This is a genomic window from Streptomyces sp. SID486 (assembly GCF_009865385.1).
GTDB lineage: Bacteria > Actinomycetota > Actinomycetes > Streptomycetales > Streptomycetaceae > Streptomyces.
This window is the reverse complement of sequence record NZ_WWJT01000720.1, coordinates 48,755-73,999: the sequence shown is the minus strand read 5'-3', so window position 1 is coordinate 73,999 and position 25,245 is coordinate 48,755. Positions and strand designations below refer to the sequence as shown.

At 71.9% G+C, this 25,245-nt stretch carries 23 protein-coding genes and 1 pseudogene; 16 read left to right on the top strand and 8 right to left on the bottom strand.

All coding sequences use genetic code 11. From position 1 onward, the window contains the following. Positions 1–114: 114 nt before the first annotated feature. From GT045_RS33730 to GT045_RS33705, 6 genes are all read left to right on the top strand, one after another. Positions 115–1,404 carry a hypothetical protein gene (locus GT045_RS33730; protein ID WP_161336511.1) on the top strand — a complete coding sequence of 430 codons (1,290 nt, stop codon included), beginning with the start codon at positions 115–117 and terminating at the stop codon, positions 1,402–1,404. A gap of 216 nt (positions 1,405–1,620) precedes the next feature. Beyond that, on the top strand, positions 1,621–2,211 hold the full coding sequence (locus GT045_RS33725) for a TlpA disulfide reductase family protein (RefSeq protein WP_161292248.1): 591 nt from the start codon (positions 1,621–1,623) through the stop codon (positions 2,209–2,211). A gap of 1 nt (position 2,212) precedes the next feature. Beyond that, positions 2,213–2,986 (top strand): cytochrome c biogenesis protein CcdA, encoded by a 774-nt coding sequence (locus GT045_RS33720; RefSeq protein WP_161336510.1) that lies wholly within the window; start codon positions 2,213–2,215, stop codon positions 2,984–2,986. 3 nt (positions 2,987–2,989) lie between these two features. Continuing rightward, positions 2,990–4,711, top strand: a complete 1,722-nt coding sequence (locus tag GT045_RS33715) for a cytochrome c biogenesis protein ResB (RefSeq protein WP_161292246.1) — start codon at positions 2,990–2,992, stop codon at positions 4,709–4,711. Continuing rightward, a complete protein-coding gene (gene ccsB / locus GT045_RS33710) occupies positions 4,708–5,790 on the top strand; it encodes a c-type cytochrome biogenesis protein CcsB (protein ID WP_161292244.1) in 1,083 nt (360 codons plus the stop codon). Before GT045_RS33715 ends, ccsB begins: the two co-directional genes overlap by 4 nt. Positions 5,791–5,815: 25 nt before the next feature. Next, positions 5,816–6,289 (top strand): SRPBCC domain-containing protein, encoded by a 474-nt coding sequence (locus GT045_RS33705; RefSeq protein ID WP_161292242.1) that lies wholly within the window; start codon positions 5,816–5,818, stop codon positions 6,287–6,289. Positions 6,290–6,475: 186 nt separating this feature from the next. Here GT045_RS33705 and GT045_RS33700 read toward each other — a convergent pair whose 3' ends face one another. The 3 genes from GT045_RS33700 to GT045_RS33690 form a co-directional block, all read right to left on the bottom strand. After that, positions 6,476–8,023, bottom strand: coding sequence for a hypothetical protein (locus GT045_RS33700; RefSeq protein WP_161292240.1), 1,548 nt, complete (start codon positions 8,021–8,023; stop codon positions 6,476–6,478). After that, on the bottom strand, positions 8,023–10,194 hold the full coding sequence (locus GT045_RS33695; RefSeq protein WP_345942833.1) for a hypothetical protein: 2,172 nt from the start codon (positions 10,192–10,194) through the stop codon (positions 8,023–8,025). The genes GT045_RS33700 and GT045_RS33695 overlap by 1 nt, the downstream gene beginning before the upstream one ends. Before the next feature lie 71 nt (positions 10,195–10,265). Then, positions 10,266–11,672, bottom strand: coding sequence for a condensation domain-containing protein (locus GT045_RS33690; RefSeq protein ID WP_161292236.1), 1,407 nt, complete (start codon positions 11,670–11,672; stop codon positions 10,266–10,268). Positions 11,673–11,959: 287 nt separating this feature from the next. On the opposite strand from GT045_RS33690, the gene GT045_RS33685 reads away from it, so the two are divergent. The 5 genes from GT045_RS33685 to mqnE all read left to right on the top strand — a co-directional run bounded on the left by GT045_RS33685 (position 11,960) and on the right by mqnE (position 16,789). Then, positions 11,960–13,417: a menaquinone biosynthesis decarboxylase gene (locus GT045_RS33685; RefSeq protein WP_161292234.1), complete on the top strand. Its 1,458-nt coding sequence runs from the start codon at positions 11,960–11,962 to the stop codon at positions 13,415–13,417. Further along, positions 13,414–14,316, top strand: a complete 903-nt coding sequence (gene mqnP, locus GT045_RS33680) for a menaquinone biosynthesis prenyltransferase MqnP (RefSeq protein WP_161292232.1) — start codon at positions 13,414–13,416, stop codon at positions 14,314–14,316. The genes GT045_RS33685 and mqnP overlap by 4 nt, the downstream gene beginning before the upstream one ends. Before the next feature lie 79 nt (positions 14,317–14,395). Beyond that, positions 14,396–15,046 (top strand): UbiX family flavin prenyltransferase, encoded by a 651-nt coding sequence (locus GT045_RS33675; RefSeq protein ID WP_161292257.1) that lies wholly within the window; start codon positions 14,396–14,398, stop codon positions 15,044–15,046. 84 nt (positions 15,047–15,130) lie between these two features. Next, positions 15,131–15,586 (top strand): Lrp/AsnC family transcriptional regulator, encoded by a 456-nt coding sequence (locus GT045_RS33670; RefSeq protein ID WP_161292231.1) that lies wholly within the window; start codon positions 15,131–15,133, stop codon positions 15,584–15,586. A gap of 39 nt (positions 15,587–15,625) precedes the next feature. Further along, positions 15,626–16,789 carry an aminofutalosine synthase MqnE gene (gene mqnE / locus GT045_RS33665; RefSeq protein WP_161292230.1) on the top strand — a complete coding sequence of 388 codons (1,164 nt, stop codon included), beginning with the start codon at positions 15,626–15,628 and terminating at the stop codon, positions 16,787–16,789. A gap of 257 nt (positions 16,790–17,046) precedes the next feature. Here the strand turns inward: mqnE and GT045_RS40805 are convergent. Further along, positions 17,047–17,118: pseudogene (locus GT045_RS40805) on the bottom strand (uracil-DNA glycosylase); the annotation flags it as partial. Positions 17,119–17,210: 92 nt separating this feature from the next. Here GT045_RS40805 and GT045_RS33655 point away from each other — a divergent pair. From GT045_RS33655 to GT045_RS33645, 3 genes are all read left to right on the top strand, one after another. Continuing rightward, on the top strand, positions 17,211–17,735 hold the full coding sequence (locus GT045_RS33655) for a GNAT family N-acetyltransferase (protein ID WP_161336509.1): 525 nt from the start codon (positions 17,211–17,213) through the stop codon (positions 17,733–17,735). Between the two features lie 75 nt (positions 17,736–17,810). Beyond that, positions 17,811–18,119 (top strand): DUF4229 domain-containing protein, encoded by a 309-nt coding sequence (locus GT045_RS33650; protein WP_161292226.1) that lies wholly within the window; start codon positions 17,811–17,813, stop codon positions 18,117–18,119. A 10-nt stretch (positions 18,120–18,129) separates the two neighbouring features. Then, positions 18,130–18,819 carry a TetR/AcrR family transcriptional regulator gene (locus GT045_RS33645; RefSeq protein ID WP_161336508.1) on the top strand — a complete coding sequence of 230 codons (690 nt, stop codon included), beginning with the start codon at positions 18,130–18,132 and terminating at the stop codon, positions 18,817–18,819. 196 nt (positions 18,820–19,015) lie between these two features. On the opposite strand, the gene GT045_RS33640 is transcribed toward GT045_RS33645, so the two are convergent. Continuing rightward, complete coding sequence (locus GT045_RS33640; RefSeq protein WP_161336507.1) at positions 19,016–19,876, bottom strand: MaoC/PaaZ C-terminal domain-containing protein; 861 nt, start codon at positions 19,874–19,876, stop codon at positions 19,016–19,018. Between the two features lie 291 nt (positions 19,877–20,167). Between GT045_RS33640 and GT045_RS33635 the strand changes: the two genes are divergently transcribed. Beyond that, entirely contained in the window at positions 20,168–22,111 is a 1,944-nt protein-coding gene (locus GT045_RS33635) for an AMP-dependent synthetase/ligase (protein WP_161336506.1), read from the top strand. A 331-nt stretch (positions 22,112–22,442) separates the two neighbouring features. Beyond that, positions 22,443–23,324 carry a LysR family transcriptional regulator gene (locus tag GT045_RS33630; RefSeq protein ID WP_345942832.1) on the top strand — a complete coding sequence of 294 codons (882 nt, stop codon included), beginning with the start codon at positions 22,443–22,445 and terminating at the stop codon, positions 23,322–23,324. Between the two features lie 58 nt (positions 23,325–23,382). Here GT045_RS33630 and GT045_RS33625 read toward each other — a convergent pair whose 3' ends face one another. The 3 genes from GT045_RS33625 to GT045_RS33615 all read right to left on the bottom strand — a co-directional run bounded on the left by GT045_RS33625 (position 23,383) and on the right by GT045_RS33615 (position 25,242). Next, a complete protein-coding gene (locus GT045_RS33625; protein WP_202529259.1) occupies positions 23,383–24,033 on the bottom strand; it encodes a class I SAM-dependent methyltransferase in 651 nt (216 codons plus the stop codon). 62 nt (positions 24,034–24,095) lie between these two features. Further along, a complete protein-coding gene (locus GT045_RS33620; protein WP_161292218.1) occupies positions 24,096–24,329 on the bottom strand; it encodes a hypothetical protein in 234 nt (77 codons plus the stop codon). Between the two features lie 31 nt (positions 24,330–24,360). Next, positions 24,361–25,242, bottom strand: a complete 882-nt coding sequence (locus tag GT045_RS33615) for a DUF2637 domain-containing protein (protein WP_237539074.1) — start codon at positions 25,240–25,242, stop codon at positions 24,361–24,363. Positions 25,243–25,245 lie beyond the last annotated feature (3 nt).

The window sequence follows — 25,245 nt, the reverse complement described above, 5'->3', positions numbered from 1 at the left end:
CTTGGCGCACTTCAACAGCATCCATCACGAAAATCACACAAATAAACGGAACCTCCCCGATCATCACACCCTCTGACTGGATGACCCAGCAGGCAGTGACGATCGGGGATTTCCATGCGCACCTTCTCCCGGAACCTCTCCCGGAGGGGAGTACTCGGCCTCGGCGCGGGCGCGGCGGCCGCCGCCTCGCTCGCCGGCTGCGGTGGTTCCACGTCCTCGGACGGCGCCGGGCACCCGGACGGTTCCGGCAAGGGGACCGAGCAGGGGAGCAAGGCGGGCACCCGTCCGGCGCGGCCCATCGGCGACGGCTCCACCTCCTTCACCGGCAAGCAGCCGCACCAGCCGGCCAGGCCCGAGCCGCTGGAGCCGGGACAGACCCCGCCCCAGTTCGTGGTCTTCTCCTGGGACGGCGCGGGTGAGGTCGGCAACGGGCTCTTCCCGCGCTTCCTCGACCTGGCCAAGGAGCACGGCGCGAGCATGACCTTCTTCCTCTCGGGGCTGTACCTGCTGCCCGAGGCGAAGAAGCGGCTGTACGAGCCCCCGAACAACCCGCGCGGCGCCTCCGACATCGGTTACCTCAGCGACGACCACATCAAGGCCACGCTGAAGAACGTCCGCCGGGCCTGGCTGGAGGGCCACGAGATCGGCACCCACTTCAACGGGCACTTCTGCGCCGGCTCGGGCACGGTCGGCAACTGGACCGCGCAGCAGTGGGGGAGCGAGATCCGGCAGGCCAAGGCGTTCGTGAAGGAGTGGCGGACCAACTCCGGCTGGACCGATCTGCCCTCGCTGCCGTTCGACTACGACAAGGAGCTGGTCGGCGGCCGTACGCCCTGTCTGCTCGGCCAGGACAACCTGCTGCCCAAGGCCCGCGAGCTGGGCTGGCGCTACGACGCCTCCTCCCCGGGCGGCCGTCAGGTGTGGCCGGAGAAGCGGATGGGGATATGGGACCTGCCCCTTCAGCAGATACCTTTCCCCGGACGTTCGTTCGAGGTCCTGTCCATGGACTACAACATGCTCGCCAACCAGTCGCTCAACTCGACCAAGGCGCCCTCGTACAACTACCCGGGCTGGCGCAAGCAGTCGGCGCAGGCGTACATCCAGGGGTTCCAGCGGGCGTACGAGTCGAACCGGGCGCCGTTCTTCGTCGGCAACCACTTCGAGCAGTGGAACGGCGGCATCTACATGGACGCCGTCGAGGAGGCCTTCAAGCACATCGCGCGTGAGAAGGAGAAGGGCGCCGACGTGCGGCTGGTCTCCTTCCGGCAGTTCGTGGACTGGATCGACGTGCAGAAGCCCGAGGTGCTCGCCAAGCTGCGCACGCTCGGCGTCGGGCAGCGGCCCACCGGAGGCTGGAAGGAGTTCCTGCGGGCCGGCGGCTCGGCCTCCTCCGACGCGGCCTGACCGGGCCGGCGGGTCGGCCTCCTCCGGCGCGGCCCGACCGGGGCGGCGGCTCGGCCTCCTCTTCGGCGGCCGGACCGCGGCGGCTCGGCCTCCTCCGGTGCCGCCCGACCGGGGAGGCTGTCCGAAATGCCCTGTGTAAGTACGCCCTGAAATGCGGTTTTCCGCCCGGCAGGGGGGTGCGCGAAATCCCCGGAACAGGCATGCGAAACTTTTCACATGAGTACCCGTAGCCGCGCCGTCCTGCTCACCGCCGCGGCCGCCGCAGCGGCCCTGACCCTGTCCGCGTGCGGCAAGGGCGGCATCTCCGGTGGCGGTGGCGACACCAACTTCGTCACCGGCGACAACGGCATCGACACCGTCCCGGCCGGCAAGCGAGCCGCGGCCCCGGACCTGTCCGGCAAGACCATCGACGGCAAGGCCCTCGACGTCGCCGACTACAAGGGCAAGGTCGTCGTCATCAACGTCTGGGGCTCGTGGTGCGGGCCGTGCCGGAACGAGGCGCGGTACTTCGCCAAGGTCTCCGAGGAGTACAAGGACAAGGGTGTCCAGTTCGTCGGCATCAACACGCGGGACACCAGCACCACCCCCGCGCTCGCCTTCGAACGGGATCACGGCGTCGAGTACCCGAGCCTGTACGACCCCACGGGCAAGCTGATGCTCCGCTTCAAGAAGGGCACCCTCAACCCGCAGCTCGTCCCCTCCACGCTCGTCATCGACCGCAAGGGCAAGGTCGCCGCGCGGGCCCTGGAGGCGCTCGACGACACGGGCCTGCTGGACATGCTCAAGCCGGTACTCGCGGAGAAGTGACGTGAGTGCTCTGCTGACGCTGGCCGCCGGGACGGGGCCGAACCAGACGGTGATGCACGGCGCCCTGCTGGTCTCCCTGCCGATCGCGCTGTTCGCCGGGCTCGTCTCCTTCTTCTCGCCCTGCGTGCTGCCGCTGGTCCCCGGCTACCTCTCCTACGTGACGGGTGTCGCGGGCACCGACCTGGCCGAGGCCAGGCGGGGGCGGATGATCGCCGGCGCCTCCCTGTTCGTCCTCGGCTTCAGCGCCGTGTTCGTCTCCAGCGGGGCGCTCTTCGGCTACTTCGGTGCCAATCTGGTCGAGTACCAGCAGACCCTGTCCCGGGTGCTCGGCCTGCTCATGATCGTCATGGGCGTGTTCTTCATGGGGCTGCTGCCCTGGTTCACCATGCGCGAGTTCCGCTTCCACCGGCGGCCGACGGGCGGCCTGCTGGGGGCGCCCGTCCTCGGTGCCCTCTTCGGCGTCGGCTGGACGCCCTGCATGGGCCCGACGCTCTCCTCGGTGAACGCCCTCTCCTTCCAGGAGTCGAGCGCCGCGCGGGGTTCCCTGCTGATGGTGGTCTACTGCCTGGGACTCGGCGTGCCCTTCGTCCTCACCGCGATCGGTTTCCGCAGGGCGCTCGGTGCCTTCGCCTGGGTCAAGCGCCACTATGTGTGGGTGATGCGCATCGGCGGCTCGATGATGATCGTGACCGGTGTGCTGCTGCTGACGGGCGCCTGGAGCGGCCTGATCCAGCAGATGCAGACCTGGTCCGACGGCTTCAATGTGGGGATCTGACCGATGAGCAAGACCGACGCCGGCCACGGCCGCGACCAGGACGACCTGAGGGCCGCGGGTTCCCAGCTGTCCACCGCGCCGCAGGAGGAACCGGCGACCGTGCCGGGCCTCGGCGTCATCGGCTGGGCGCGCTGGTTCTGGCGGCAGCTGACCTCCATGCGGGTCGCGCTGCTGCTGCTCCTGCTGCTGTCGCTCGGCGCGATCCCCGGCTCGCTGATCCCGCAGACCGGTGCCGACGCGGGCAAGGTCGAGGACTTCCGGGCCGCCCACCGGACCCTGGCGCCGGTCTACGACAAGCTCGGTCTGTTCCACGTCTACAGCTCGGTGTGGTTCTCCGCGATCTACATCCTGCTGTTCGTCTCCCTCATCGGCTGCATCATCCCCCGCACGTGGCAGTTCGTCGGCCAGCTGCGCGGCCGGCCGCCGGGCGCGCCCAAGCGGCTGACCCGGCTGCCGGCGTACACGACCTGGCGCACCGAGGCCGACCCGGAGCAGGTCCGCGAGGCCGCGCTCGCCCTGCTGAAGAAGCGCCGCTTCCGCGCCCATGTCGCCGGTGACGCCGTCGCCGCCGAGAAGGGCTATCTGCGCGAGGTGGGCAACCTGGTCTTCCACATCGCCCTGATCGTGCTGCTGGTCGCGTTCGCCTCCGGCCAGCTGTACAAGTCGGACGGCACCAAGCTGATGGTGGAGGGCGACGGCTTCTCCAATTCGCTGCTGATGTACGACGACTTCAAGTCCGGCAGTCTCTTCAGCGCCGACGACCTGGTCCCCTTCAGCTTCGACCTCAAGGACTTCAAGGGAACCTACGAGGTCAGCGGCCCGAACAAGGGCACCCCGCGCACCTACGAGGCGAAGATCAGGTACAGCCAGGGCGCGTACGGCAAGGAGAAGTCGACCACCGTCAAGGTCAACGAGCCGCTGAAGATCGACGACGCCAAGGTCTACCTCGTCAGCCACGGCTACGCGCCCGTCATCACCGTCCGGGACGGCAAGGGCAAGGTCGTCTACCACGACGCCGTGCCGCTGCTGCCGCTGGACGGCAACGTCACCTCGCAGGGCGTCGTCAAGGTCATGGACGACTACCGTGACGCGCGCGGCGCCAGGGACCAGCTCGGCATCAAGGCGTTCCTCCTGCCGACCTACGGCGGACCCGGCCACGAGATCGCCTCGGCCTTCCCCGCGCTGCTGAACCCGCTGCTGAACCTGGAGCCGTACCACGGTGACCTCGGTGTCGACTCCGGTCTCCCGCAGAGCGTGTACCAGCTCGACAAGACCCACATGAAGGACTTCAAGGACGCCAAGGGCGCGCAGCTGAGGGCGAACCTCACGCCCGGCGAGACGATGAAGCTGCCCGGCGGCGCCGGTTCCGTGACCTTCGAGAAGGACATCAAGGAGTGGGCCGGCTTCGAGATCGTCCAGGAGCGGGGCAGCGGCTGGGCGCTCGGCGGTGCCGTCGCCGCGATCTTCGGTCTCGCCGGCTCCCTGTTCATCCAGCGCCGCCGCGTGTGGGTGCGGGCGGTACGCGGTGCCGACGGCGTGACGGTGGTCGAGATGGCCGGCCTCGGCCGCAGCGAATCCGCCAAGGTGCCCGAGGAGCTGGGCGTCCTCGCCGGACACCTCTACGACCGGGCGCCGGGAGCCCCCGACCCCGGTGCCGCCTTCGACGCCGAACCCGCACAGACCCCCGACCCTCAAGCCGTACCTGCCGAAGGGGCTGAGAAGTGACTCTCGCCGCCGCCACCAACGAACATCTCGCGAGTCTCAGCAACACGCTGATCTACTCGTCGATGGCCGTCTACACCCTGGCCTTCTTCGCCCACATCGCCGAATGGCTGTTCGGCAGCCGCAGCAAGGTCGCCCGTACGGCCGCCGCGCTCACCGTCGGCGGCGCGCGGACCCCGGGCGCCCCCGCCGTCACCGTCCAGCGGGCGGGCGGCACCACCGTGCTGGAGCGGCCCAAGGTCGTCGTGCGCTCGGCGTCCGGCGCGCGGGACGTGCCGGACGGGCCCGGCGCGCACGGCGGTGACGAGCAGGGCGACCTCTACGGGCGGATCGCCATCTCGCTCACCGTGCTCGCGTTCCTGGTGGAGCTCGCCGGTGTCGTCACCCGCGCGGCCTCCGTGGAGCGGGCGCCGTGGGGCAACATGTACGAGTTCAACATCACCTTCTCCACGGTCGCCGTCGGCGTGTACCTGGGGCTGCTGGCGCTGAAGAAGAACGTGCGCTGGCTCGGGCTGTTCCTCGTCACGACCGTGCTGCTCGACCTGGGCCTCGCCGTCACCGTCCTGTACACGGCCAGCGACCAGCTGGTGCCGGCCCTGCACTCGTACTGGCTGTACATCCACGTCTCCACCGCGATCTTCTGCGGCGCGGTGTTCTACGTCGGCGCGGTCGCCACGATCCTGTACCTGTTCAAGGACTCGTACGAGAACAAGCTCCAGAGCGGCGGCAGGCCCGGCCGGTTCGCGACCTCGGTGCTGGAGCGGCTGCCCGCCTCCGCCTCCCTGGACAAGTTCGCCTACCGGGTGAACGCGGCCGTCTTCCCGCTGTGGACGTTCACGATCATCGCGGGCGCGATCTGGGCGGGCGACGCCTGGGGCCGGTACTGGAACTGGGACCCCAAGGAGACCTGGTCGTTCATCACCTGGATCGCCTACGCCTGCTACCTGCACGCGCGGGCCACGGCCGGCTGGAAGGGCCGCAAGGCCGCCTACCTGGCGATGATCGCGTTCGGGTGCTGGCTGTTCAACTACTACGGCGTCAACATCTTCGTCTCCGGCAAGCACTCGTACGCGGGCGTGTGACCACCGGGTCGGTGACACTGGTGTCATGAGCGGTTCCATCGAACAAGGCACCAGCCAGACCCACGGGAACACGCACATACTCCACTTCCTGGTGCGCGTCCCGCGGTCCGCGGAGGACGTCTGGGCGGCGGTGGCCACCCCCGAGGGGCTCGGGGGCTGGTTCACCGCCGCCGACGTTCTGGAACCCCGGCTCGACGGCGCGGTGACCCTGCGCGCTCTGGGCAGCGGTCATGTCAGCGCGTGGGACGTGGACCGGATCGCCGAGTACACCCTCGGCGCGGCCGGACGGCTCCGGTTCCATCTGGAACGGGACGGGGACCGGGGGTGCGCGCTGCGCTTCACCCACGAGTTCCAGGACGAGGGCGAGTCGGAGAAGGGCTGGCGGGCCCGCTTCGAACGCCTGATCGAGCAGCTGGGGTGCGCGCCGGGACGGCCGGGAGCCGGCCCCGCAGCGCCCCCCGCCGAACCCCGCGAGCCCCTGCCCGGACAGTTCACCTAGACCGCGCGGCCCACGAGGACCGGCGGCCCTGTAGAACCGGGCGGCCCACGAGGGCCGGCGGCCCCGTGGAACCGGGCGCCCACCAGGACCGGCGGCCCCGTGGGACCGGCGGCCCCGTGGGACCGGCGGCCCGGTCGCGCGGGGGCCCGCCCGGGGGCCGGGCGGGCCGCCACGACGGGGCGGTTCCTAGGACGGCGGCAGGCACTCCTTCCCCGGTGGCTTCCCCTCCGGCCAGGCGATCCGCACGAAGCGCGAGCTGCCCTCCGGGGTCAGCTCCACGACCGGCACCGCCTTGTCGTACGGGTTGCCGTGCACGTCCAGGCAGATCCAGCCGCTCGCCCCGTCCACCCGCAGCGAGCCCTTGACCTGCGGCCACTGCAGACCGACGTCCGCGAGCGCCGGGACGGTCCGGCCGGCCGGCACCGCCTCGCGGACACCGTGCACCACGAGCCGCAGGGCGTCGTAGCCGATGATCAGCTGGCCGTCGTCCAGGGCGACCGGGCCGATCGGGCCCATCGGCTCGCGCGTCGCGTCCGCCAGCAGCCGCCGCAGGGCGGCGAGGCCGGCCGCCGAGCCGCCCGTCCGCTCCGGCTCCTTCGTCCAGGCGTCGGGGTGCGCGAGGGAGGTGTAGCGCACGGAGAGGTTGTGCCGCAGCGCGCCGCGGTCCAGCTCCTTCTCATGGGTCAGGTACGACGCTTCGTCCCCGGTCAGCAGCGTGAACCTGCGGTCCTGGCAGCCCCGCCCGCCCAGGGCGTTGATGAACTGGCGCAGCTGGGTGTGCCGGCCCGCGAACAGGATCGTGTCCGTCTCCCGGGAGGTGTCGCACACCAGGTGGGTGATCTGCCGGAAGGTGTTCGCGGTCGTGCCCTCCTCGGTGCGGTCCCCGGGCGGTGTGAACGGCTGCGGCTCGTAGGGCGAGCCCTTGAGCAGCGCCGCGAACGACTGCTGCAGGGTCCGCGTGTACGGGTCACCGGGCTTGTCGTACACCAGCAGCGCCTTGCCCGCGCTCACCTTGGCGAACGAGGCCAGCGCGCGGGCCTCGTCGGTGTTGGTCGGCGCCACCCGGGCCAGCCCGGGGTAGGGGTCCTTGCCCCGCTGCCCGTTGGCGAGGTCGTCGGCCGTGATGGAGGAGCCGACCACCGGGACACCCCGCCGGGTCAGCTCCCCGACGGCCTGCTTGTTGGCGTAGGTGCTCTGCCCGATGCCCGCGACCGCCCGCAGCCGGTCCGCGCTCGTCGTCATCGCGACGAGCTGCCCGACCGTCTGCCGCCAGTGCGCGCCGGTGGCCCCCGGGTTGGCGAGCACCAGCCGGATCTGCGGACGCTCCCCGTTGGAGTCGTGGTTGGCCTGGTACTGCGCCAGGTAGGCGCCCTGCAGCTGGTGGCGGATGTCGTTCAGACTGGTCGGCGAGGTGGACGTGTACGGCAGCATCAGCGCCACCGTCACATAACTGCCGGGCCTGAGGCGGTCGTTCTCCCGGCCGATCGCCCGGACGGTGTCCCGCAGCCGGGGCTGCCCGAAGTCGTACGGGCCGGTCGCCACGCCCACGCACTCGTCGCTGCCCGCCGGCCGGGTCACCCCGGGCCCGCAGGACCGGTCCTCGTGCAGCAGGGACCGGACCGCGAACACCGCGCCGGCCACCAGGGCCACCGTCACCAGCAGGGCCGTGTAGCGGCGCAGCGGGATCTCCCACACGCCCTCGCGTATCCACGTGCCCGCACCCCTGCGTGCCATCACGCCACCCCGCTCCGGTCGTCCGGGCCGCCGCCCGCGTCGGCGTCGTCCGTGTCGTCCGCGTCGTCCGCGGCGCCGGCGTCGTCAGGGCCCGGGCCGTCCGCCGTGCCGGCCGCGGCACCGGGACCGTTCATCGGGCGCCCGGCGAGCGCCGCCGCCGGCCAGTCCCGGGATGCCCGCCACAGCAGTGCGTTGCCCGCCGGCCGCAGGTTGGACAGCTGCTCCAGCTCGAAACGGAGCCGGTCGCACACCTGCGGGTCGGGCAGCACCAGCGGATCCGCCAGCAGCCACACCGCGTGCAGCAGCCGTCGTACCCGAAGGTGCAGTACGGCGTCCACGCCCTCCGGCGCCGGGTGCTCGGCGTCCGTGCGGCCGAGCGCGACCGCGGACCGCAGGTCGCCGCGGCCGGTGAAGTCGTGGCCGTCGGGGTCGTGCGCGTGGAAGTAGGACGCGGACGCGATGAAGCGCAGGGTGCGCAGCCAGGTCCGGGGAGCCGCCGTGGGGAAGGTGTCCCGCAGATGGCCGACCGCCGCCTCCGTCCGCCCCAGCGCGAGTTCGTGGTGCAGCCGGTACCGGGCGTTCCCGGCACCGGGGTAGTGGGCGATCAGCGTCTCGTGCGCGGTACGCCACGACGCGTGGTCGGGGTCCCGCAGATGCAGCCGGAGCAGCAGCAGGGTGCGGACGAACGGGTCGCCGACGAACCGGCCCGGCACGACGGGCAGCCCCTCCTCGGCGAGCAGCGTCTGCAGTGCCCGCACACTCGCCGGACCGAAGGTGTCCGGCAGCAGCGCCGCGGCCAGCGCGCAGGCCGAGCCGTGGTCGTGGGCGGCGGCCAGCACGGTCAGCTCCTCCAGGTGCTCGGCCGGCACCAGCCGGGCCAGCAGCTCCTCGTGGGCGGGCACGGCCGGCCGGTCCTCGGCCGTCCGTAACCGCGAGGTCAGGAGCCCGCCCAGCGAGGAGACCCCGGGCGGGGACTGCGCGGCCGACTCGGCCAGCAGCACGATGCCGAGCGGGTTCCCGCCGGTCAGCCGGTGCGCGGCATGCGGCAGCCGGGACGGTACGACGGTGTCCGCGCAGACCGCGCCGACGATGTGCAGGGTGTCGTCCGCGCTCAGTGGCGGCAGCGCGAGCAGCAGCGCCCGCGAGGAGGGAGCCGCGTCCGGGGTCCAGTCACAGCGCCGCGCCACCTCCGCCAGTCCCCGCCGCACCGCGCCCGGCAGCTCCTCGCGGGCCTCGCCGCGCCGGGCAGCGACGAACGCCACCCGGTCCGCGATGCCCTCGGTACGGTCCCGCAGCACGGCCGCCACCAGCCCAGGGCCGGGCGCCGACTGGGCGTTGTCCAGCAGCACCAGCGGCCGGCCCAGCCGCTGCATCCGGGGCAGCACCCCCGCGTAGGACTCCGTCAGGTCGGCCAGCAGCGCCCGCACCAGGTACCGCTCGGCGTGCTCGCGGGAGCCGCCGCCGTCCCGGAAGTGCTGGGACAGCAGGATCAGCCCGCGCTGGGCGTTGCCGCCCGCGTTCGGATAGGTCCGGTACCACACCGATGCCTTCTGGTGGCGGCGGCTGGTGAATCCCTCGGCGACGGACTCCAGGGTCGCCTCGATCGCCCCCGACACCAGTGGACCGGTGCCGGTGGCCGCGGCGACCACCTTGGCCGCCACCTTCCCCGCCCAGCGCCCGGCCAGCCCGCCGATCCACGAGCCGCTCTCGTTCAGCAGCAGGATCCGCTCGACCTCCCGGCGGATCCGCTCCGAGTCGGCGTCGCCCCAGCCGCCGGCGGCCACCGCGACCAGGCCCGTCATCAGCCGTGGGAAGGTGATCCGCCCGGCTCCCGTCACCGGCGCGGCCAGCTGCTCGGCGATCACCAGCAGCGCCTGGCCGAGCGGCGACCAGGAGGCGGCGGGCCGGTCCGCGGGCGGGGCCCGGAACTGGTCCTCCGCGCAGTCGGCCAGCGCGACCGGCGTATGGCCCCGGTAGGCGTCCCGCAGCTCGGCGAGTACCGCGCTCTTACCGAGCCCGCGCGCTCCGGTGAGCACCACGAACGGCGGTTCGTCCGGATGCTCGTACGGATGTGCGCGGTGCTGGTGCGGGCGCAGGCCCACGAGCCGTGGCGCGAGCCCGGCCGGATCGACGTCGAACAGTGCTCCCCGCCCGTGCAACCGTCTGTGCACCGCATCTCCCCCTCAACGGCAGTGTAGAAAGGGAGAGTTGCTTCGGGCCAGGGTCCGTGATGACCGTTGGGTCACGAAACCGCCGGGAGGCTGCCGTGGGCCACCGAGGCGATCCGGTCCCGCAGCCGCTCGACGTACAGCCGCATGTTCTTCGCCGCGACGTCCGTGTCCGGATGCCGGCTCGCCAGCCACAGCCCCTCCGGCAGCCGGTTCACCCACACGCACACCTGGTCCCCGTACGACACCCGCAGCAGCCCGTACGCCTTCAGCCGCGCCCACTGCCCGGCGCCGGGCAGCGCGCGGGTGTCGAGGTAGGAGACGATCGAGTACAGGTCCGGCGAGGTGGGCCGGAAGTCCGCGTCCAGCAGGCTCAGCACCCGGGGCAGCGGCATCCGGGCCAGTGACCGGTTCGCCTGCAGTTCGGCGCGCACCGCCCGCAGGGCCTCCGGGAAGTTGCGCAGCCGGTCCACGGGGACCTCGATCGGGGCGCCCCCCACGTACCAGCCCACCGAGTCGCTCCACCGCGACTTCACCCGGGTGTGGAAGGGCACCACCGTCCGGTACACCGGCTGTCCGCCGAGTTCGTGCACGATGAGCCCGGTCGCGGCCAGCAGCCCGACCAGGCTGCCGCCGTAGGGCCGGCAGTACGCCTCGAACGCGGCCGCCTCCTCGGCGTCCGCCAGCGGCTCGCACAGCATGCGCTGCGGGGGCAGCGGGCCGCCCGGCACCACGCCCAGCTCCACGGGGAACCCCGGCAGGGTGCCGTCGCAGCGCCGGATGAACTCCCGCCAGCGGTCCACGACCGCGTGCCGGCCGTCGATGCCGTCCGCGTGGGCCCGCTCGATCTCGCAGAAGTCGACGTAACTGGCCGCCGGAGTGCTGTCGTCGGGCTCGGTCCCGGCCAGGAAGGCCGCGTACAGCTCGTGGATCTCGGCGGGGATGCGCTGCACGGAGTAGGCGTCGACGTTGCTGTGGTCGAAGGCCAGGTACACGCTCGCGCCGTCCTCCCGGACGACGGCCGTGTAGAGCAGGTTCGGCCAGCGCAGCGCGTCCGCGACGGTGTCGAAGCGGTCCTGGAGGTGCCGCACGAGGACGTCCGCGTCGGGGAAGTCGCCCACGTCCCGCCGGCACAGGGCGACGTCGGACGCGTCGAGCGTGAACCTGCGCAGTTCGTCACCGGCCCAGCGGAAGCCGCTGCGCAGCGTCTCGTGCCGTACGGTCCAGGCGCGCAGGGCCCGTTCCAGCACGTCCAGGTCGACCGGGCCGGGCAGGTCGAAGGCGGTGCCGAGCCAGGTCGGCACGAACATCCCGTCCTGCCGGACGGTCCGGGCCGTCCTGATGTGGGACTCCTGGATGTAGGCGGGGGGCCGGGAGTCGTCCGGGAGCGCCGCCGCCACCGCGACGGTCGCCGGGCTCAGCGTCCACTCGACGAGCCGTCCCGGCCGGACCTCGCAGCGCTGGATGTCAGTGATTCGCACGCGTCTCCCATCGAAGAAGGGGCCCCTGGATGCGGGCCCCCCTGCAAGGCAATGCCGTGGGACGCGGCCGGGACATGCCCGTCCGGTTCATTTCAACGGAACGGGTGGTGGGCCGAACGGGAAAGTGATTAACCGTCGGTGACCGGACCGTCGGCGAGGGATCAAGGCCGAAAGCGTCGGGAACCGGCTGACGGGGTGGCCGGCGACCGGCCGCCGGCCCGGGCGGCCCCGCGGCGGGACGGGGGTGGGCGCATGGACAAAGCGGTACGTCGGCGATACTTGGCGGCATGGCTTACGACGATCTTCGCTCCCTGCTGCGGGCACTGGAGCGCGAGGGAGACCTCAAGCGCATCAAGGCCGAGGTCGACCCGTACCTGGAGGTCGGGGAGATCGTCGACCGGGTGCAGAAGGCGGGTGGCCCGGCGCTGCTCTTCGAGAACGTGAAGGGCTCGGCGATGCCCCTCGCCATGAACGTCTTCGGCACCGACCGCCGCCTGCTGAAGGCGCTCGGCCTGAAGTCGTACGGCGAGATCTCCGAGAAGATCGGCGGCCTGCTGCGGCCCGAGCTGCCGCACGGCTTCGTCGGGGTGCGCGAGGCGTTCGGGAAGCTGGGCGCGATGGCCCACGTCCCGCCGAGGAAGGTGAAGTCCGACAACGCGCCGGTGCAGGAGGTCGTCCTGCACGGTGACGAGGTCGACCTCGACCGGCTCCCGGCGCTCTTCACCTGGCCCGAGGACGGCGGCTCCTTCTTCAACCTGGGCCTGACCCACACCAAGGACCCCGAGTCCGGCATCCGGAACCTGGGCCTGTACCGCCTGCAGCGCCACGACAAGCGCACGATCGGCATGCACTGGCAGATCCACAAGGACAGCCGCAACCACTACCAGGTCGCGGCCCGCAGGGGTGAGCGCCTCCCGGTCGCCATCGCCTTCGGCTGCCCGCCCGCCGTGACGTACGCCTCCACCGCCCCGCTCCCCGGCGACATCGACGAGTACCTGTTCGCCGGTTTCGTCGCGGGCAAGCGGATCGAGATGGTCGACTGCAAGACGGTCCCGCTCCAGGTCCCCGCGAACGCGGAGGTCGTCCTGGAGGGCTGGCTGGAGCCCGGCGAGATGCTGCCCGAGGGCCCCTTCGGCGACCACACCGGCTTCTACACCCCGCAGGAGCCGTTCCCCGCGCTGAAGATCGACTGCGTGACGATGCGCAGGCGCCCGCTGCTCCAGTCGATCGTGGTCGGCCGCCCGCCGACGGAGGACGGCCCGCTCGGCCGCGCCACGGAACGCTTCTTCCTGCCCCTGCTGAAGATCATCGTCCCGGACATCGTGGACTACCACCTGCCCGAGGCCGGCGGCTTCCACAACTGCGCGATCGTCTCGATCGACAAGAAGTACCCGAAGCACGCGCAGAAGGTGATGCACGCCGTCTGGGGGGCGCACATGATGTCCCTCACCAAGCTGATCGTGGTCGTGGACGCCGACTGTGACGTGCACGATCTGCACGAGGTCGCCTGGCGGGCCCTCGGCAACACCGACTACGCCCGCGACCTCACCGTCGTCGAAGGACCGGTCGACCACCTCGACCACGCCTCGTACCAGCAGTTCTGGGGCGGCAAGGCGGGCATCGACGCGACGCGGAAGTGGCCCGAGGAGGGGTACACGCGGGACGGAGGGTGGCCGGAGATGGTCCTGTCGGACCCGGATACGGCGGCCCTGGTGGACCGCCGCTGGAAGGAGTACGGACTGTGAGCAGCGCCTCCGCCGCCATCGCGCAGCCGGGACGGACCAGGGCCTTCCTGCGCCTGGTGATGATCGAGCACTCGGTCTTCGCGCTCCCCTTCGCCTACATCGCGGCCCTCACCGCCATGTACGAACGGGACGGGAACATCCACTGGGTCCGCCTGCTCCTGGTCACGGTGTGCATGGTCGGTCTGCGCACGTTCGCCATGGCGGTCAACCGGATCATCGACCGCGAGATCGACGCCCGTAACCCGCGCACGGCCCACCGCGAGCTGGTCACCGGCGCGATGTCGGTGAAACACGCCTGGACGGGCGCCCTGGTCGCCCTGGTGGTCTTCCTGGGCGCCGCGGCGCTGCTGAACCCGCTCTGCCTGGCCCTGGCCCCGGTCGCGGTGGTCCCGATGGTGGTCTACCCCTACGGGAAACGGTTCACCAACTTCCCGCAGGCCATCCTCGGCCTCGCCCAGGCCATGGGGCCGGTCGGCGGCTGGCTGGCGATCAGCGGCGAGTGGTCCTGGAACGCGGTGATCCTGGGTCTGGCGGTCGGCGTCTGGATCGGCGGCTTCGACCTGATCTACGCCTGCCAGGACGTCGAGACCGACCGGGAGATCGGCGTGATGTCGGTCCCCGCCCGCTTCGGCATCCCGGCCGCGATCTGGGGCGCGCGCGTCTGCCACACGGTCACCACGGCCCTGTTCGTCTGGTACGCCCTGGCCACGCACGCCGGCGCGTTCTTCTGGCTGGGCCTGCTGATCGTCGCGGGTGCCTTCCTCTACGAGCACCGCATCGTCCGCCCCCACGACCTGTCGCGCCTCAACAGGGCGTTCTTCTCGGTCAACGGCTTCATCGGCATCGCCCTGTTCGTGTGCGCGCTGCTCGATCTCCTCGTGCGCGGTCTGACCGTCTGAGCCGCTGGGCGCCACCCGGCCTGAGCACGGCCGGACCCGCCGGTACGCTCAAGGTGTGAACGCAGGAGAAACGCAGCGCGTGCCTTGGATCGTGGGGGTGTCCGGAGCTTCGGGTACGCCGTACGCGGCTGCCGTGCTGCGGGCGCTGCTGGCGGCCGGCGAGGCGGTCGACCTGGTGGTCAGCCGGGCCTCGCGGCTGACGCTGCTGGACGAGACGGGCATCTCGTTCCGGGACGCGCACTGGCAGGACGACCTGCGGGAATGGCTGGCCCGTGGCGCCGACGGCAAGCCCGGGACCTTCGAGGCGGACGTCAGCGGGGTGCGGTACTGGAGCGCGGGCGATCTCGCGGCCGGGCCGTCCTCGGGGTCGTACCCGGCGAAGGGGATGCTCATCGTGCCCGCCTCCACCGCCTGCGTGGCCGGCGTGGCGCTCGGACTGTCCAAGGACCTGCTCCAGCGCACGGCGAGCGTCACGCTGAAGGAGCGCCGGACGCTGGTCGTGGCCGTGCGGGAGACCCCCCTGAACGGCCAGACCCTGCGGCACCTCGTGGCGCTGGACGACGCCGGCGCCACGGTCGTGCCCGCCTCCCCGGCCTTCTACGCGGGAGCCACGCACATCCAGGACCTGGTGGACTTCGTCGCCGGACGGGTGCTGGACGCGGCGGGCGTCGGGCACGGCCTGTACCGGCGGTGGCGGGGCGAACTGGGCGGCGGCACGGCGGGCGGATAGCGGTACCTCAGCACCACACGCAGTACTTCAGGTCATCATCTCAGGTCATCACTTCAGGAACTTTCACCGGAAGGCTTCGATCGCATGGACGCGGTGGACAGGCAGCTCATCCAGGCCCTGCGGGAGAACGGCCGGGCCTCGTACGCGGAGCTGGGACGCCTTGTCGGCCTGTCGGGCCCCAGCGTCACCGACCGCATCAACCGGCTGGAGGCGGCGGGTGTCATCACCGGGTACCGCGCGACGGTGAACGCGGCCTCGCTCGGCCTCGGCGTCACCGCGCTGATCGGTATCTCGCTGTCCGACGCCGCCGACCACGAGGACGTCGCCCAGCGGCTGCGGGACCTGTCGGAGATCGAGGACTGCTGGTTCATCGCCGGTGACGACTCCTACATGCTCAAGGTGCGCTCGACGGACGTCGACGGCCTGGAGCGGACCATCCGCCGGCTCAGCGGGACCAGGGGCGTCTCCCGCACCCGTACCACGATCGTGCTGTCCACGAAGTGGGAGAACCGGGTCGGCGAGCTGCCCGAAGAGGTCTAGGGATACCGTTGGTCGGGCTGTCGTAGGAAAGGTGTTGGCATGGACGTCGGACTCAAGCGCGAGCTGGAGCAGAAGGTCCGCTCCGGTGAGCGGCTGACCCGCGAGGACGGCATCGCGCTGTACGAGTCGGACGACCTGGCCTGGCTGGGCGGACTCGCCCACGAGGTGCGCACCCGCAAGAACGGTGACGTCGTCCACTTCAACGTCAACCGTCACCTCAACATGACGAACGTGTGCACCGCGTCCTGCGCCTACTGCTCGTTCCAGCGCAAGCCGGGCGAGAAGGACGCGTACACGATGCGCATCGAGGAGGCCGTGAAGCTGGCCAAGGCGATGGAGTCGGACAACCTCACCGAACTGCACATCGTCAACGGCCTGCACCCGAATCTGCCGTGGCGTTACTACCCGCGTTCGCTCAGGGAGCTGAAGAAGGCCCTGCCGGACGTCTCCCTGAAGGCGTTCACGGCGACGGAGATCCACCACTTCGAGACGATCAGCGGACTGTCGGCCTCCGAGATCCTCGACGAGCTGATCGACGCGGGCCTGGAATCGCTGACCGGCGGCGGCGCGGAGATCTTCGACTGGGAGGTCCGGCAGCACATCGTGGACCACCGCACCCACTGGGAGGACTGGTCCCGGATCCACCGGCTGGCGCACGAGAAGGGTCTGAAGACCCCGTGCACCATGCTGTACGGCCACATCGAGGAGCCGCGGCACCGGGTCGACCACGTCCTGCGTCTGCGTGAGCTGCAGGACGAGACGAACGGCTTCCAGGTCTTCATCCCGCTGCGCTACCAGCACGACTTCGTGGACATGAAGGACGGCAAGGTCCGCAACACCCTCCAGGCCCGCACCCAGATGGCGACGGGCGCGGAGGCGCTGAAGACCTTCGCCGTCTCCCGTCTCCTCTTCGACAACGTCCCGCACGTCAAGGTCTTCTGGGTCATGCACGGCGTGCAGACCGCCCAGCTGGCCCTCCAGCACGGCGCGGACGACATGGACGGCTCGGTCGTCGAGTACAAGATCACGCACGACGCGGACAACTACGGCACGCCGAACAAGCTGACCCGCGAGGACCTGCTGGAACTGATCCGGGACGCCGGATTCCGCCCGGTGGAACGCAACACGCGCTACGAGATCATCCGCGACTACGAGGGCCCCGACCCGGCACGCCGGGAGTCCCCCCAGCCGATGCGCCTCTGACACCCCCGACCCGCGGAGCTGCACCGGCACGTCGGCTGTGCCGGCGGAGGGTGACTGGTCCCACCCGGGGGCGCGGGGAGCTGCGCGAGCGGCCACGACGCCCCCGGGGGCGCGGGGAGCTGCGTGAGCGGCCACGACGCCCCCGCGGCCGCCTGCCGGGCCGAGCGCCCCCTTCATCGGGCGCCCCCGACGCCACCCGGACCGTCTTCGGCGCCGGAGACACCCGCGCGCGCGTGATGCTCGTCGGCGAGCAGCCCGGCGCGCAGGACGGCCGACGGGTGCACGGTCGGTACCAGGCGCTGCGGGCGGTCGTGGACCTCCTCCTCCAGGAAGCAGGCGTACCAGGGCCTGGTGGCGGACCTGAGGGTGGGGGCCCGGGCTCTCACACGAACCACATCCATGTAATGGATACACTGGCTCGGTGCCTCTTACGTTCACCCTGGATCCCGCCGTCACCCCCGCCCTCCGCGACGACATCCTCGACCTGTGGACGGACGTCTCGAACGCGGGCGGCTCCGTCGGCTTCGTCCCCCCGGTGACCCGTGACGAGATACGGCCCGGGCTGGTGCGGCACTTCGTGCAGATGGCCGAGGGCCGCACCCGGCTGCTCGTCGGTCTGGACGAGTCCGGCCGCGTGGCCGCGACCGCCTTCCTCACCCTCAACAGCCACCGGCTGATGACCCACTGGATCTGGCTGTACACGGTGATGGTCCACCCCCGCCACCAGGGCCGCGGCTACGGCCGCGACCTGATGGCCGCCGCAGCGGACGCGGCCCGCGGGCTGGACGGCGTCGGGGCGATCCGGCTGACCTGCCGCGGCGGGAACGGCCTGGAACGGTTCTACGCCTCCTGCGGCTACAAGGAGGTCGGCCGTGTCCCGGACGCCATCCGGGTCGCGCCCGGCGACGACCGCGACGAGGTCGTCATGCTGCTGCCGCTCGGCTGACCCCCGTGCAAGATCACCCCGTAGCCGTGCTTCACTGGACGATGACCCCTTTTGGAATCGGACGAGTGGATTGAGATGCTCCGCTACACGCTGATGCGCCTCGGTATCTTCGCGGGCTGCCTCGTGATCGTCTGGGGAGCCGTCTACTCGGGCCTCTTCCCGCGCGGTTTCGGCGACTCCAACATCCTGTGGGTCCTGCTGCTCTCCCTCGTCCTGTCGGCGCCGATCAGCTGGGTGGTGCTGCGCAAGGAGCGGGACCGGGCCTCGGTGCAGATCGTGGGCAGGGTCGACCGGATGAAGGCGAACCTGGACGCCAACCGCAGCCAGGAGGACCTGGCCGACGACGCGTCGCGGACACAGGGCGGGGCCGCCGCGCCCAACTAGGCTTGCCCTCATGGGTGCCGTCAAGACCAAACGGATGCCGAGGGCGGTACGGGAGCAGCAGATGCTCGACGCCGCCGTACGGATCTTCGGACAGCGCGGGTACATGGCCGCGTCGATGGACGAGATCGCCGAACTCGCGGGCGTGTCCAAGCCGTTGGTCTACCTGTACCTGAACTCGAAGGAAGACCTCTTCACCGCCTGCATCCGCCGCGAGGCCACCGCGCTCACGACGGCCGTCCGCGCGGGTGTCCGGCAGGACCTCCCCGCCGACCGGCAACTCTGGGAGGGGCTGCAGGCGTTCTTCGCGCACACCGCCGAGCGCCCCGACGCCTGGGCGGTGCTGCATCTGCAGGCCCGCACGCACGGTGAGCCCTTCGCGGCCGAGGTCGCCGCGATGCGCGCGGAACTCGTCGCGTTCGTGACCCGGCTGGTCGCGATCGCGGCGCGGGCGGCACACCGGGATCCCGGCCTGCCCGAGCGCGAGGTGGCCGGCCTGGCCGAGGCGCTGGTCGGCGCCGCCGAGTCGCTCGCCGCCTGGGCCAACGCCACGCCCGGCGTCACCGCCCGCCAGGCCGCGGCCACGCTGATGAACTTCGCCTGGGCGGGCCTGGGCGATCTGCTGCGGGGCCATGTCTGGGCGCCGCCGGCCGAGCGGAACCGGCGGCCGCTTCCCCCTGGCGTCGGCCACACCGCTCCGTAGCCGGCGGCGACCTCCCTGGGCGTCGGCCGCACCCCTCCGTGGCCGGCGGCGACTTCCGTGGGCGTCGGCCGCTCTCCGTGGCCGGCGGCCACTTCCGTCGACCTCGGCCGCACCCCTCGGTGGTCGGCGGGCGCCGGCATCTCACGGCGGCACGGCCTCGGCCGCACCCGTCTCCGCGGCCCGGTGGACGTCGTCCTCACCGCGGCCGTACCTCCCCGGAGAGGTGGAGCCTGCCGTCCCGGTTCCGCAGCTCGAAGCGGCCGTCGCCGTCCGTCCCGTAACTGACCGTCCCCGGCAGCAGCACGGGGGCCCGGAACCCGGCCCGTACCAGGGCGGGGCCGCCCGTGCCGTGCGCGGCCAGGCAGCGGGCCACCGTCCACATGCCGTGCGCGATGGCCCGCGGGAAGCCGAAGAGGCGGGCGGTGAACGGGTGCAGGTGGATGGGGTTGCGGTCACCGGAGACGGCGCCGTAGCGCCGCCCCACGTCTTCGGCGATGCTCCACTCGGCGGTGACGGGCAGCGGACCGCCCCCGCCTCCGCCCCCGCCCCGCTCCGCGACGGCCGCGTCCGGGCCCGCGTCCGTCCGGTGCCGGGCCAGGTACGTGCTGCGCGACTCCCAGACCGCGTCACCACCGAGGCGCAGCCCGGTCACCACCGTCGCCTCGGTGCCGCGCCGGTGCGGGGCCAGGCCCGCGACGAACGCCGTCAGCTCGTACTCCCCGTCGGCCGGCAGCGCGCCCCGGCTGACGATCTCGATCGACGTGTGGACCAGGCCCAGCAGCGGCAGCGGGAAGTCCCGGCCGCTCATCAGCCGCATGGCCAGCGGGAAGCCCAGGACGTGCGGATAGGTGACGGGCAGGTCGGGTTCACCCGTCGGGAAACCGCACACCCGCTCGTAGGCGGCCAGCCTTGCCAGGTCGACGCGCACGCCGGGCAGCAGCAGCCGGGTGCGCGGGACGGCCGCGTCCGGGGCCGGCCGCTTGAACGGGGAGCACAGGGCGCCCCGCGCCAGCAGGGGGGCCAGCGCGGGCGTGGCGGTGAGGGTGACGGCGTTCATGCGACTCCCGCGCGGCTCGGGTCCGAATGGCTTACTCGGGAGTAAGGTTACCGGAGGTAAGCCCAGTGCCCACAAGGGGTGACGGAGATCCCGCAACTCCCCGGCCCGGCGCGGCTCAGGCAAAGCTGAACGTCCCTCACACAATCCCCGAGGCTGCACATCCCCGGCCCCGGACCATCCCGGAACCCGCACAACCCCCGCACAGCGGAGCCGTACGATCACCGCCTGACCGGCGGTAACCCCCTTCCCCCGGGGGCCGCCGCAGGTGCACGCACGCCAGAGGAGCCGCCCGTGTCCACTCCGTACCAGAACGCCACCGTCTCCTCCGGCGCCCCCGTCTCCGCCGTCGACTACGACGGCCACCCGGTCCTCGTCGCACCGGAGATACGCCGGCTGGACGGTGCGGTCCGGGAGGTGTCCGTGCCGCCGTTCGCGCCCCCGGTCACGCACGGCTCCCTCGCCGACCTGCCGTACGAGAACGCGGAGGCGGCCCCCGACACGGTCGTGATCAGCCGCAAGCTGTCCGGCGGACGCTGGACCGACGTGACGGCCGCCCGGTTCGCCGCCCAGGTGCAGGCGGTCGCCAAGGGCCTGATAGCCGAGGGCCTGATGCCCGGCGACCGGATCGCCGTCATGGCCCGCACGACCTACGACTGGACCCTGCTGGACTTCGCGGCCTGGGCCGCCGGCCTCGTCACGGTCCCCGTCTATCCGACGTCCTCCGTCTTCCAGACCCGCTGGATCCTGCACGACTCCGGCGCGGTCGCCCTGGTCACGGAGACCGCCGCCCAGGCCGCCGCGCTCGGCCCCGAGCTCCCGCACCTGCCCGACCTGCGGCACGTCTGGGTGATGGAGAAGGACCACGTGGCCCGGCTCGCCGACGCGGGCACGCAGGTGCCGGACGGGGAAGTGGGCGTACGCCGGGGCATGCTGGGCCCCGACACGCTCGCCACCCTGATCTACACCTCCGGCACCACCGGCCGCCCCAAGGGCTGCGCCCTCTCGCACGGCAACTTCTTCGCCGAGGTCGACAACGCCGTCGAACTCCTCCACCCGGTGTTCAAGGCGCAGGACGAGCAGCCGTCGGTCCTGCTCTTCCTCCCCATGTCCCACGTCTTCGGCCGGATGGTGGCCATCGCCTGCGTCCGCGCCCGGGTCCGCCTCGGCCACGCGCCGAGCCTGGCCCCGGACGACCTCCTCCCGGACCTTGCCGCGTTCCGCCCGACCGCGCTGCTGACCATCCCCTACATGCTGGAGAAGATCTACAACTCCGCGCGGGCCAAGGCGGAGGCGGGCGGCCGGGTGACGGTCTTCGACCGGGCGGCGGCCGTGGCCCAGCGGTACGGCGAGGCGCTGGAGGCCCGCCAGACCGGCACCGGCAGCGGCCCGAGCCGCGCCCTGAAGACACAGCGCGCCTGCTACGACCCCCTCGTCTACCGCCGTCTGCGTGCCGCCATGGGCGGCCGCGTCCGGTACGCGATCTGCGGCGGCTCCCCCCTCGGCCGGCGCCTCGCCGCGTTCTACGCGGGCGCCGGCATCGAGATCTTCGAGGGGTACGGCCTCACCGAGACCACCGGCGCGTCGACGGTCACCCCGCCCCTCAAGCCCCGCCTGGGCACGGTGGGCTGGCCGATGCCCGGCACCCGGGTACGGATCGCGGCGGACGGCGAGATCCTGCTCGCCGGCGAACATGTGCTGCGCGGCTACTGGGACCCGCAGGCGGGCGGTGTGGTCCCCGCGACCCGCGACGGCTGGCTCGCCACCGGCGACCTCGGCGAACTGGACGACGAGGGCTACCTGACCATCACCGGCCGCAAGAAGGAGCTGCTCATCACGGCGGGCGGCAAGTCGGTGGCTCCCGCGCCGCTGGAGAACTGGCTGCGTCAGCACCCGCTGATCTCCCAGGTCATGCTGGTCGGTGACGCCCGCCCCTACGTCGCGGCCCTCATCACCCTCGACCCCGACGGCATCACCCACTGGCGGCAGATGATCGGCAAGCACCCGGTGCCGCCGGAACTCCTCATCGGCGACGAGGAGCTGACGGCCGTCATCCAACGGGCCCTGGACGAGGCGAACAAGCTGGTCTCCCGCCCCGAGTCCATCCGCCGCTTCGCCGTACTGCCGGTGGACTTCACGGAGGAGGCCGGACATCTGACCCCCTCCATGAAGCTGCGGCGGGCACAGATCCTGGCCGACTTCGGCACAGAGGTGGAAGGGCTGTACGAGCAGCGCTGAGCGGCCGGGCCGCGCCTTACCGACAGGGCCTGCCCTCCTGCCCTCCTGCCTTCCCGGCACAAAGTCGCCGTACTTCTCGGCACGGAGCCGCCGTTCTTCTCGGCACGGAGCCGCCGTTCTTCTCGGCACGGAGCCGCCGTTCGACCGGGGTCCGCCGTTCGGCAGGGGTCGGCACCCGCTCCTCGCCGGTCCCGCCTCGTCCGGACTCGGCGGGGCGGGGAGCGGGTTGCCGCCTGGGTCGATTGCGGCCCGCCCACGATCGTCGTACGCCCCCAACCTCCAGTCAATCCTTGGGTTTTCTCCCTCAGCCCAAGTGCTAGCTTGGGTCGTCGTGACCCTGGACGACCTTCGTGTGTACGTGGCCGTGTGCCGTGCCGGCAACCTGAGTTCGGTCGCCCGCGACCTCGGCTGCACCCAGTCGGCCGTCAGCCAGCACGTCAAGCGGCTGGAGCGGGAGACAGGTGTGGCCCTGCTGGAACGCCAGCCGCGCGGGGTCGTGCCGACCCGGGCCGGACGGATACTGGAGGCCGCCGCCGCAGAAGGCATCTCCGGTCTCGACCTGGCCCTGCGGCAGCTGCGCGACCTCGTCGACGGCCACAGCGGCCACGTCCGGGTGGCCACCGGCGCGACCACCATCCGGCACTTCATGTCCGATGCGGTCGTCACCTTCCGCCGCCGCCACCCCAGCGTCAACCTGGAGTTCCGCACCGTCAGTTCGGGCCGCGGCAGCTTCGACGCCCTCACCGACGGCACGCTCGACCTCGCCTGGATCACCATCGGCCCTCCGGTGCGCGGCATCGAGCAGCGGACGGTCGCGGAACTACCGTGGCTGCTCGCCGTCCGCGCGGACGACCCCCTGGCCGCCCGCCCGCACCTGGACCCGGCCGAGCTCGCCGACGTCCGCCTCATCCGGCTCCCCCCGAACTCCACGTCCGCCGCGCATCTCGAGGCGGCGTGCGCCGCACGGGGCGTGCGGTTCGCCTACGAACCGAGCGTGGCCGACTGGGACACGGCCCTGCTGCTCGCCGAGCTGGGGGCCGGCCGGGCGGTCGTACCCGCCGTGCCCGGCCTGCCGGTACCGGGTGACGGCCCGCTGCGCCTGGTACCCCTGCCGGGTCTGCGCCCCCTTCCCGTCGGCTGGGCCGTCCGCCGCTGGGACGCGCTCAGTCCGCCGGCGCGGGCTTTCGCGGACACCGTCACCGCCTCCCGCTGAGGGCCGGTCCCCCCGGGACGCGCACCGTCACCGGCACCGCCTGTCGCCTGCCGCCCGGTCAGCCTTCCTTGCGGGCGAGCAGGAACGCCTGCGGGGCTGTCTCGGCGAGCGCTTCCTGACGCTCCCGCACGGTGCTGGAGCACAGCGCGAACCCGGTGCCGGAGAGCAGCTCGGCCATCAGCTCGGGCCGGCGCCGGTGGAAGTCGAGGACGACGGGCCGGTCCCAGGGCCGGTCGAGGCGGAGCGGGGCGTCACCGGTCTGGAAGGCGAGCAGGAGCCGGCCGCCGGGAGCCAGCACCCGGTGGAACTCGGCGAACAGGTGCGGGAGCCGGTGTGCGGGTGTGTGGATGCTGGAGTACCAGGAGACGGCTCCGGTCAGCGAACCGTCGTCGAAGGGCAGCTCCAGCATCGAACCCTGCTCGAACCGCAGCGCGGGGTGGGTACGCCGGGCTATGGCGACCATGGACGTGGAGAGGTCCAGGCCGATGACGGACAGGCCCAGCGAGGCGAGGTGAGCGGTGATCTCGCCGGGGCCGCAGCCGAGGTCGGCCACCGTGCCCCCCGGGCCGACCTGTTCCGCGTACGCGGCGAGCAGCGCCCGCTCCAGCGGCCTGTCCGCGAGCGGGTTGCGGAAGTGTTCGGCGTAGTCCTCGGCGACGGTGTCGTAGAAGGTGCGGGTGGCGGTCAGGAAGTCCTCGGGGCCGGTCATGGGGAGGGACCATAGCGGGCGGCACCGACACACCCTCCGGCCAGGCAGGGTCCGGCCGGGCCTCAGGGTGCGGGCTCCCCCGCCCACGTGCCGGTGACGGACGGCGCGGCACTCTGGCAGCCGAGGAAGCAGACCCAGAGCCGGAACAGCAGTCCCCGGTGCCGCACCTCGCCCAGGACCCGGCCGCTCGTGCCCAGCGGGCGGGCACAGAGGGCGCAGTCGATGGCCATCTGCTGGCGGGGCCGTAGCCGGGCGACGTCGGGGAGGAGCGTGTGCACCGTGACAGAGCTGTTCATTCACCACTTCCGGCGTGGGTTCCGGGCCGCGTCAAACCGGCCTCGTCCGGCCCGGAGGACGGCGCCGGAGCTGGTCTCGCCCGCCGCCCGCCGACGGCGTACCGTCCTGCGGCAGCCCGTCCTTCGTCTCGTCGGCGGGCGTCTCGGCGGGCTGCACCCGGTGCCGGGGCATTGCCCGGCGGGGCGGCCTGGTGAGGGTGATCTGGCGTACCACCTGCTGGAAGCAGGCCAGCGAGGCGAAACTCGGCAGCGCCGCGGCCGCGGTGTCCACGATGTTTTTCGGCGCCTGCGCGATGCACAGCGTCATGGCGATCGCCGAGAAGATCAGAAGCACGGTCCAGGAATGGAAGGCACGACGCTGGTGCAATGACGCCCGGAGAATGGACAGCGACGCGACCAGCCAGGGGCCGAACACCAGAATGGGCCACCAGGAGACCGTGCTGCTTTGCATACGCGATGCCGCCACGAATCGCAGCGGATCGTATGCGATCAGTCCGCCGAAAATACTCACGGCGGATGCGATGGCGGTCGCTGTCGCCGCGACCAAGTAGCTGGCGACGCGAATTGCGCTCATCTGCTGCCGTGGCCGGACCTTGCGATGCCCCCGAGGAGGCGGGGGAGCCTGCATCGGGGGCAACTCCGCGGTGAGTTCCACCAGCGCGTCGCGATGGTTCTTCGCGCTCGCACCCACGAGATCGTCCTCGGCGCGCGCGGCGGGGATCTTCGGCTCCTGCTCGATGGAGTCCCGCAGCATGTACGCCAGTTCTTCGGCGGGGTCCCAGGCGGGGTCCGGAGGGGCGAAGGGGGGAGCGAAGGCTTCGGCGGGCGCCCGGTGCCACTCCCCGCCGTTCAGGTAGCCGCCCGGATACTCGACGGCGGGATCCGGGTAGTACCCCATGTACTCAGGATGCATGAC

Coding starts and splice junctions, on each gene's coding strand:
- GT045_RS33730 (WP_161336511.1), top strand. CDS start 115: ATGCGCACCTTCTCCCGGAACCTCTCCCGGAGGGGAGTACTCGGCCTC.
- GT045_RS33725 (WP_161292248.1), top strand. CDS start 1,621: ATGAGTACCCGTAGCCGCGCCGTCCTGCTCACCGCCGCGGCCGCCGCA.
- GT045_RS33715 (WP_161292246.1), top strand. CDS start 2,990: ATGAGCAAGACCGACGCCGGCCACGGCCGCGACCAGGACGACCTGAGG.
- GT045_RS33705 (WP_161292242.1), top strand. CDS start 5,816: ATGAGCGGTTCCATCGAACAAGGCACCAGCCAGACCCACGGGAACACG.
- GT045_RS33700 (WP_161292240.1), bottom strand. CDS start 8,023: ATGGCACGCAGGGGTGCGGGCACGTGGATACGCGAGGGCGTGTGGGAG.
- GT045_RS33685 (WP_161292234.1), top strand. CDS start 11,960: ATGGCTTACGACGATCTTCGCTCCCTGCTGCGGGCACTGGAGCGCGAG.
- GT045_RS33670 (WP_161292231.1), top strand. CDS start 15,131: ATGGACGCGGTGGACAGGCAGCTCATCCAGGCCCTGCGGGAGAACGGC.
- mqnE (WP_161292230.1), top strand. CDS start 15,626: ATGGACGTCGGACTCAAGCGCGAGCTGGAGCAGAAGGTCCGCTCCGGT.
- GT045_RS33650 (WP_161292226.1), top strand. CDS start 17,811: ATGCTCCGCTACACGCTGATGCGCCTCGGTATCTTCGCGGGCTGCCTC.
- GT045_RS33645 (WP_161336508.1), top strand. CDS start 18,130: ATGGGTGCCGTCAAGACCAAACGGATGCCGAGGGCGGTACGGGAGCAG.
- GT045_RS33640 (WP_161336507.1), bottom strand. CDS start 19,876: ATGAACGCCGTCACCCTCACCGCCACGCCCGCGCTGGCCCCCCTGCTG.
- GT045_RS33625 (WP_202529259.1), bottom strand. CDS start 24,033: ATGACCGGCCCCGAGGACTTCCTGACCGCCACCCGCACCTTCTACGAC.
- GT045_RS33620 (WP_161292218.1), bottom strand. CDS start 24,329: ATGAACAGCTCTGTCACGGTGCACACGCTCCTCCCCGACGTCGCCCGG.
- GT045_RS33615 (WP_237539074.1), bottom strand. CDS start 25,242: ATGCATCCTGAGTACATGGGGTACTACCCGGATCCCGCCGTCGAGTAT.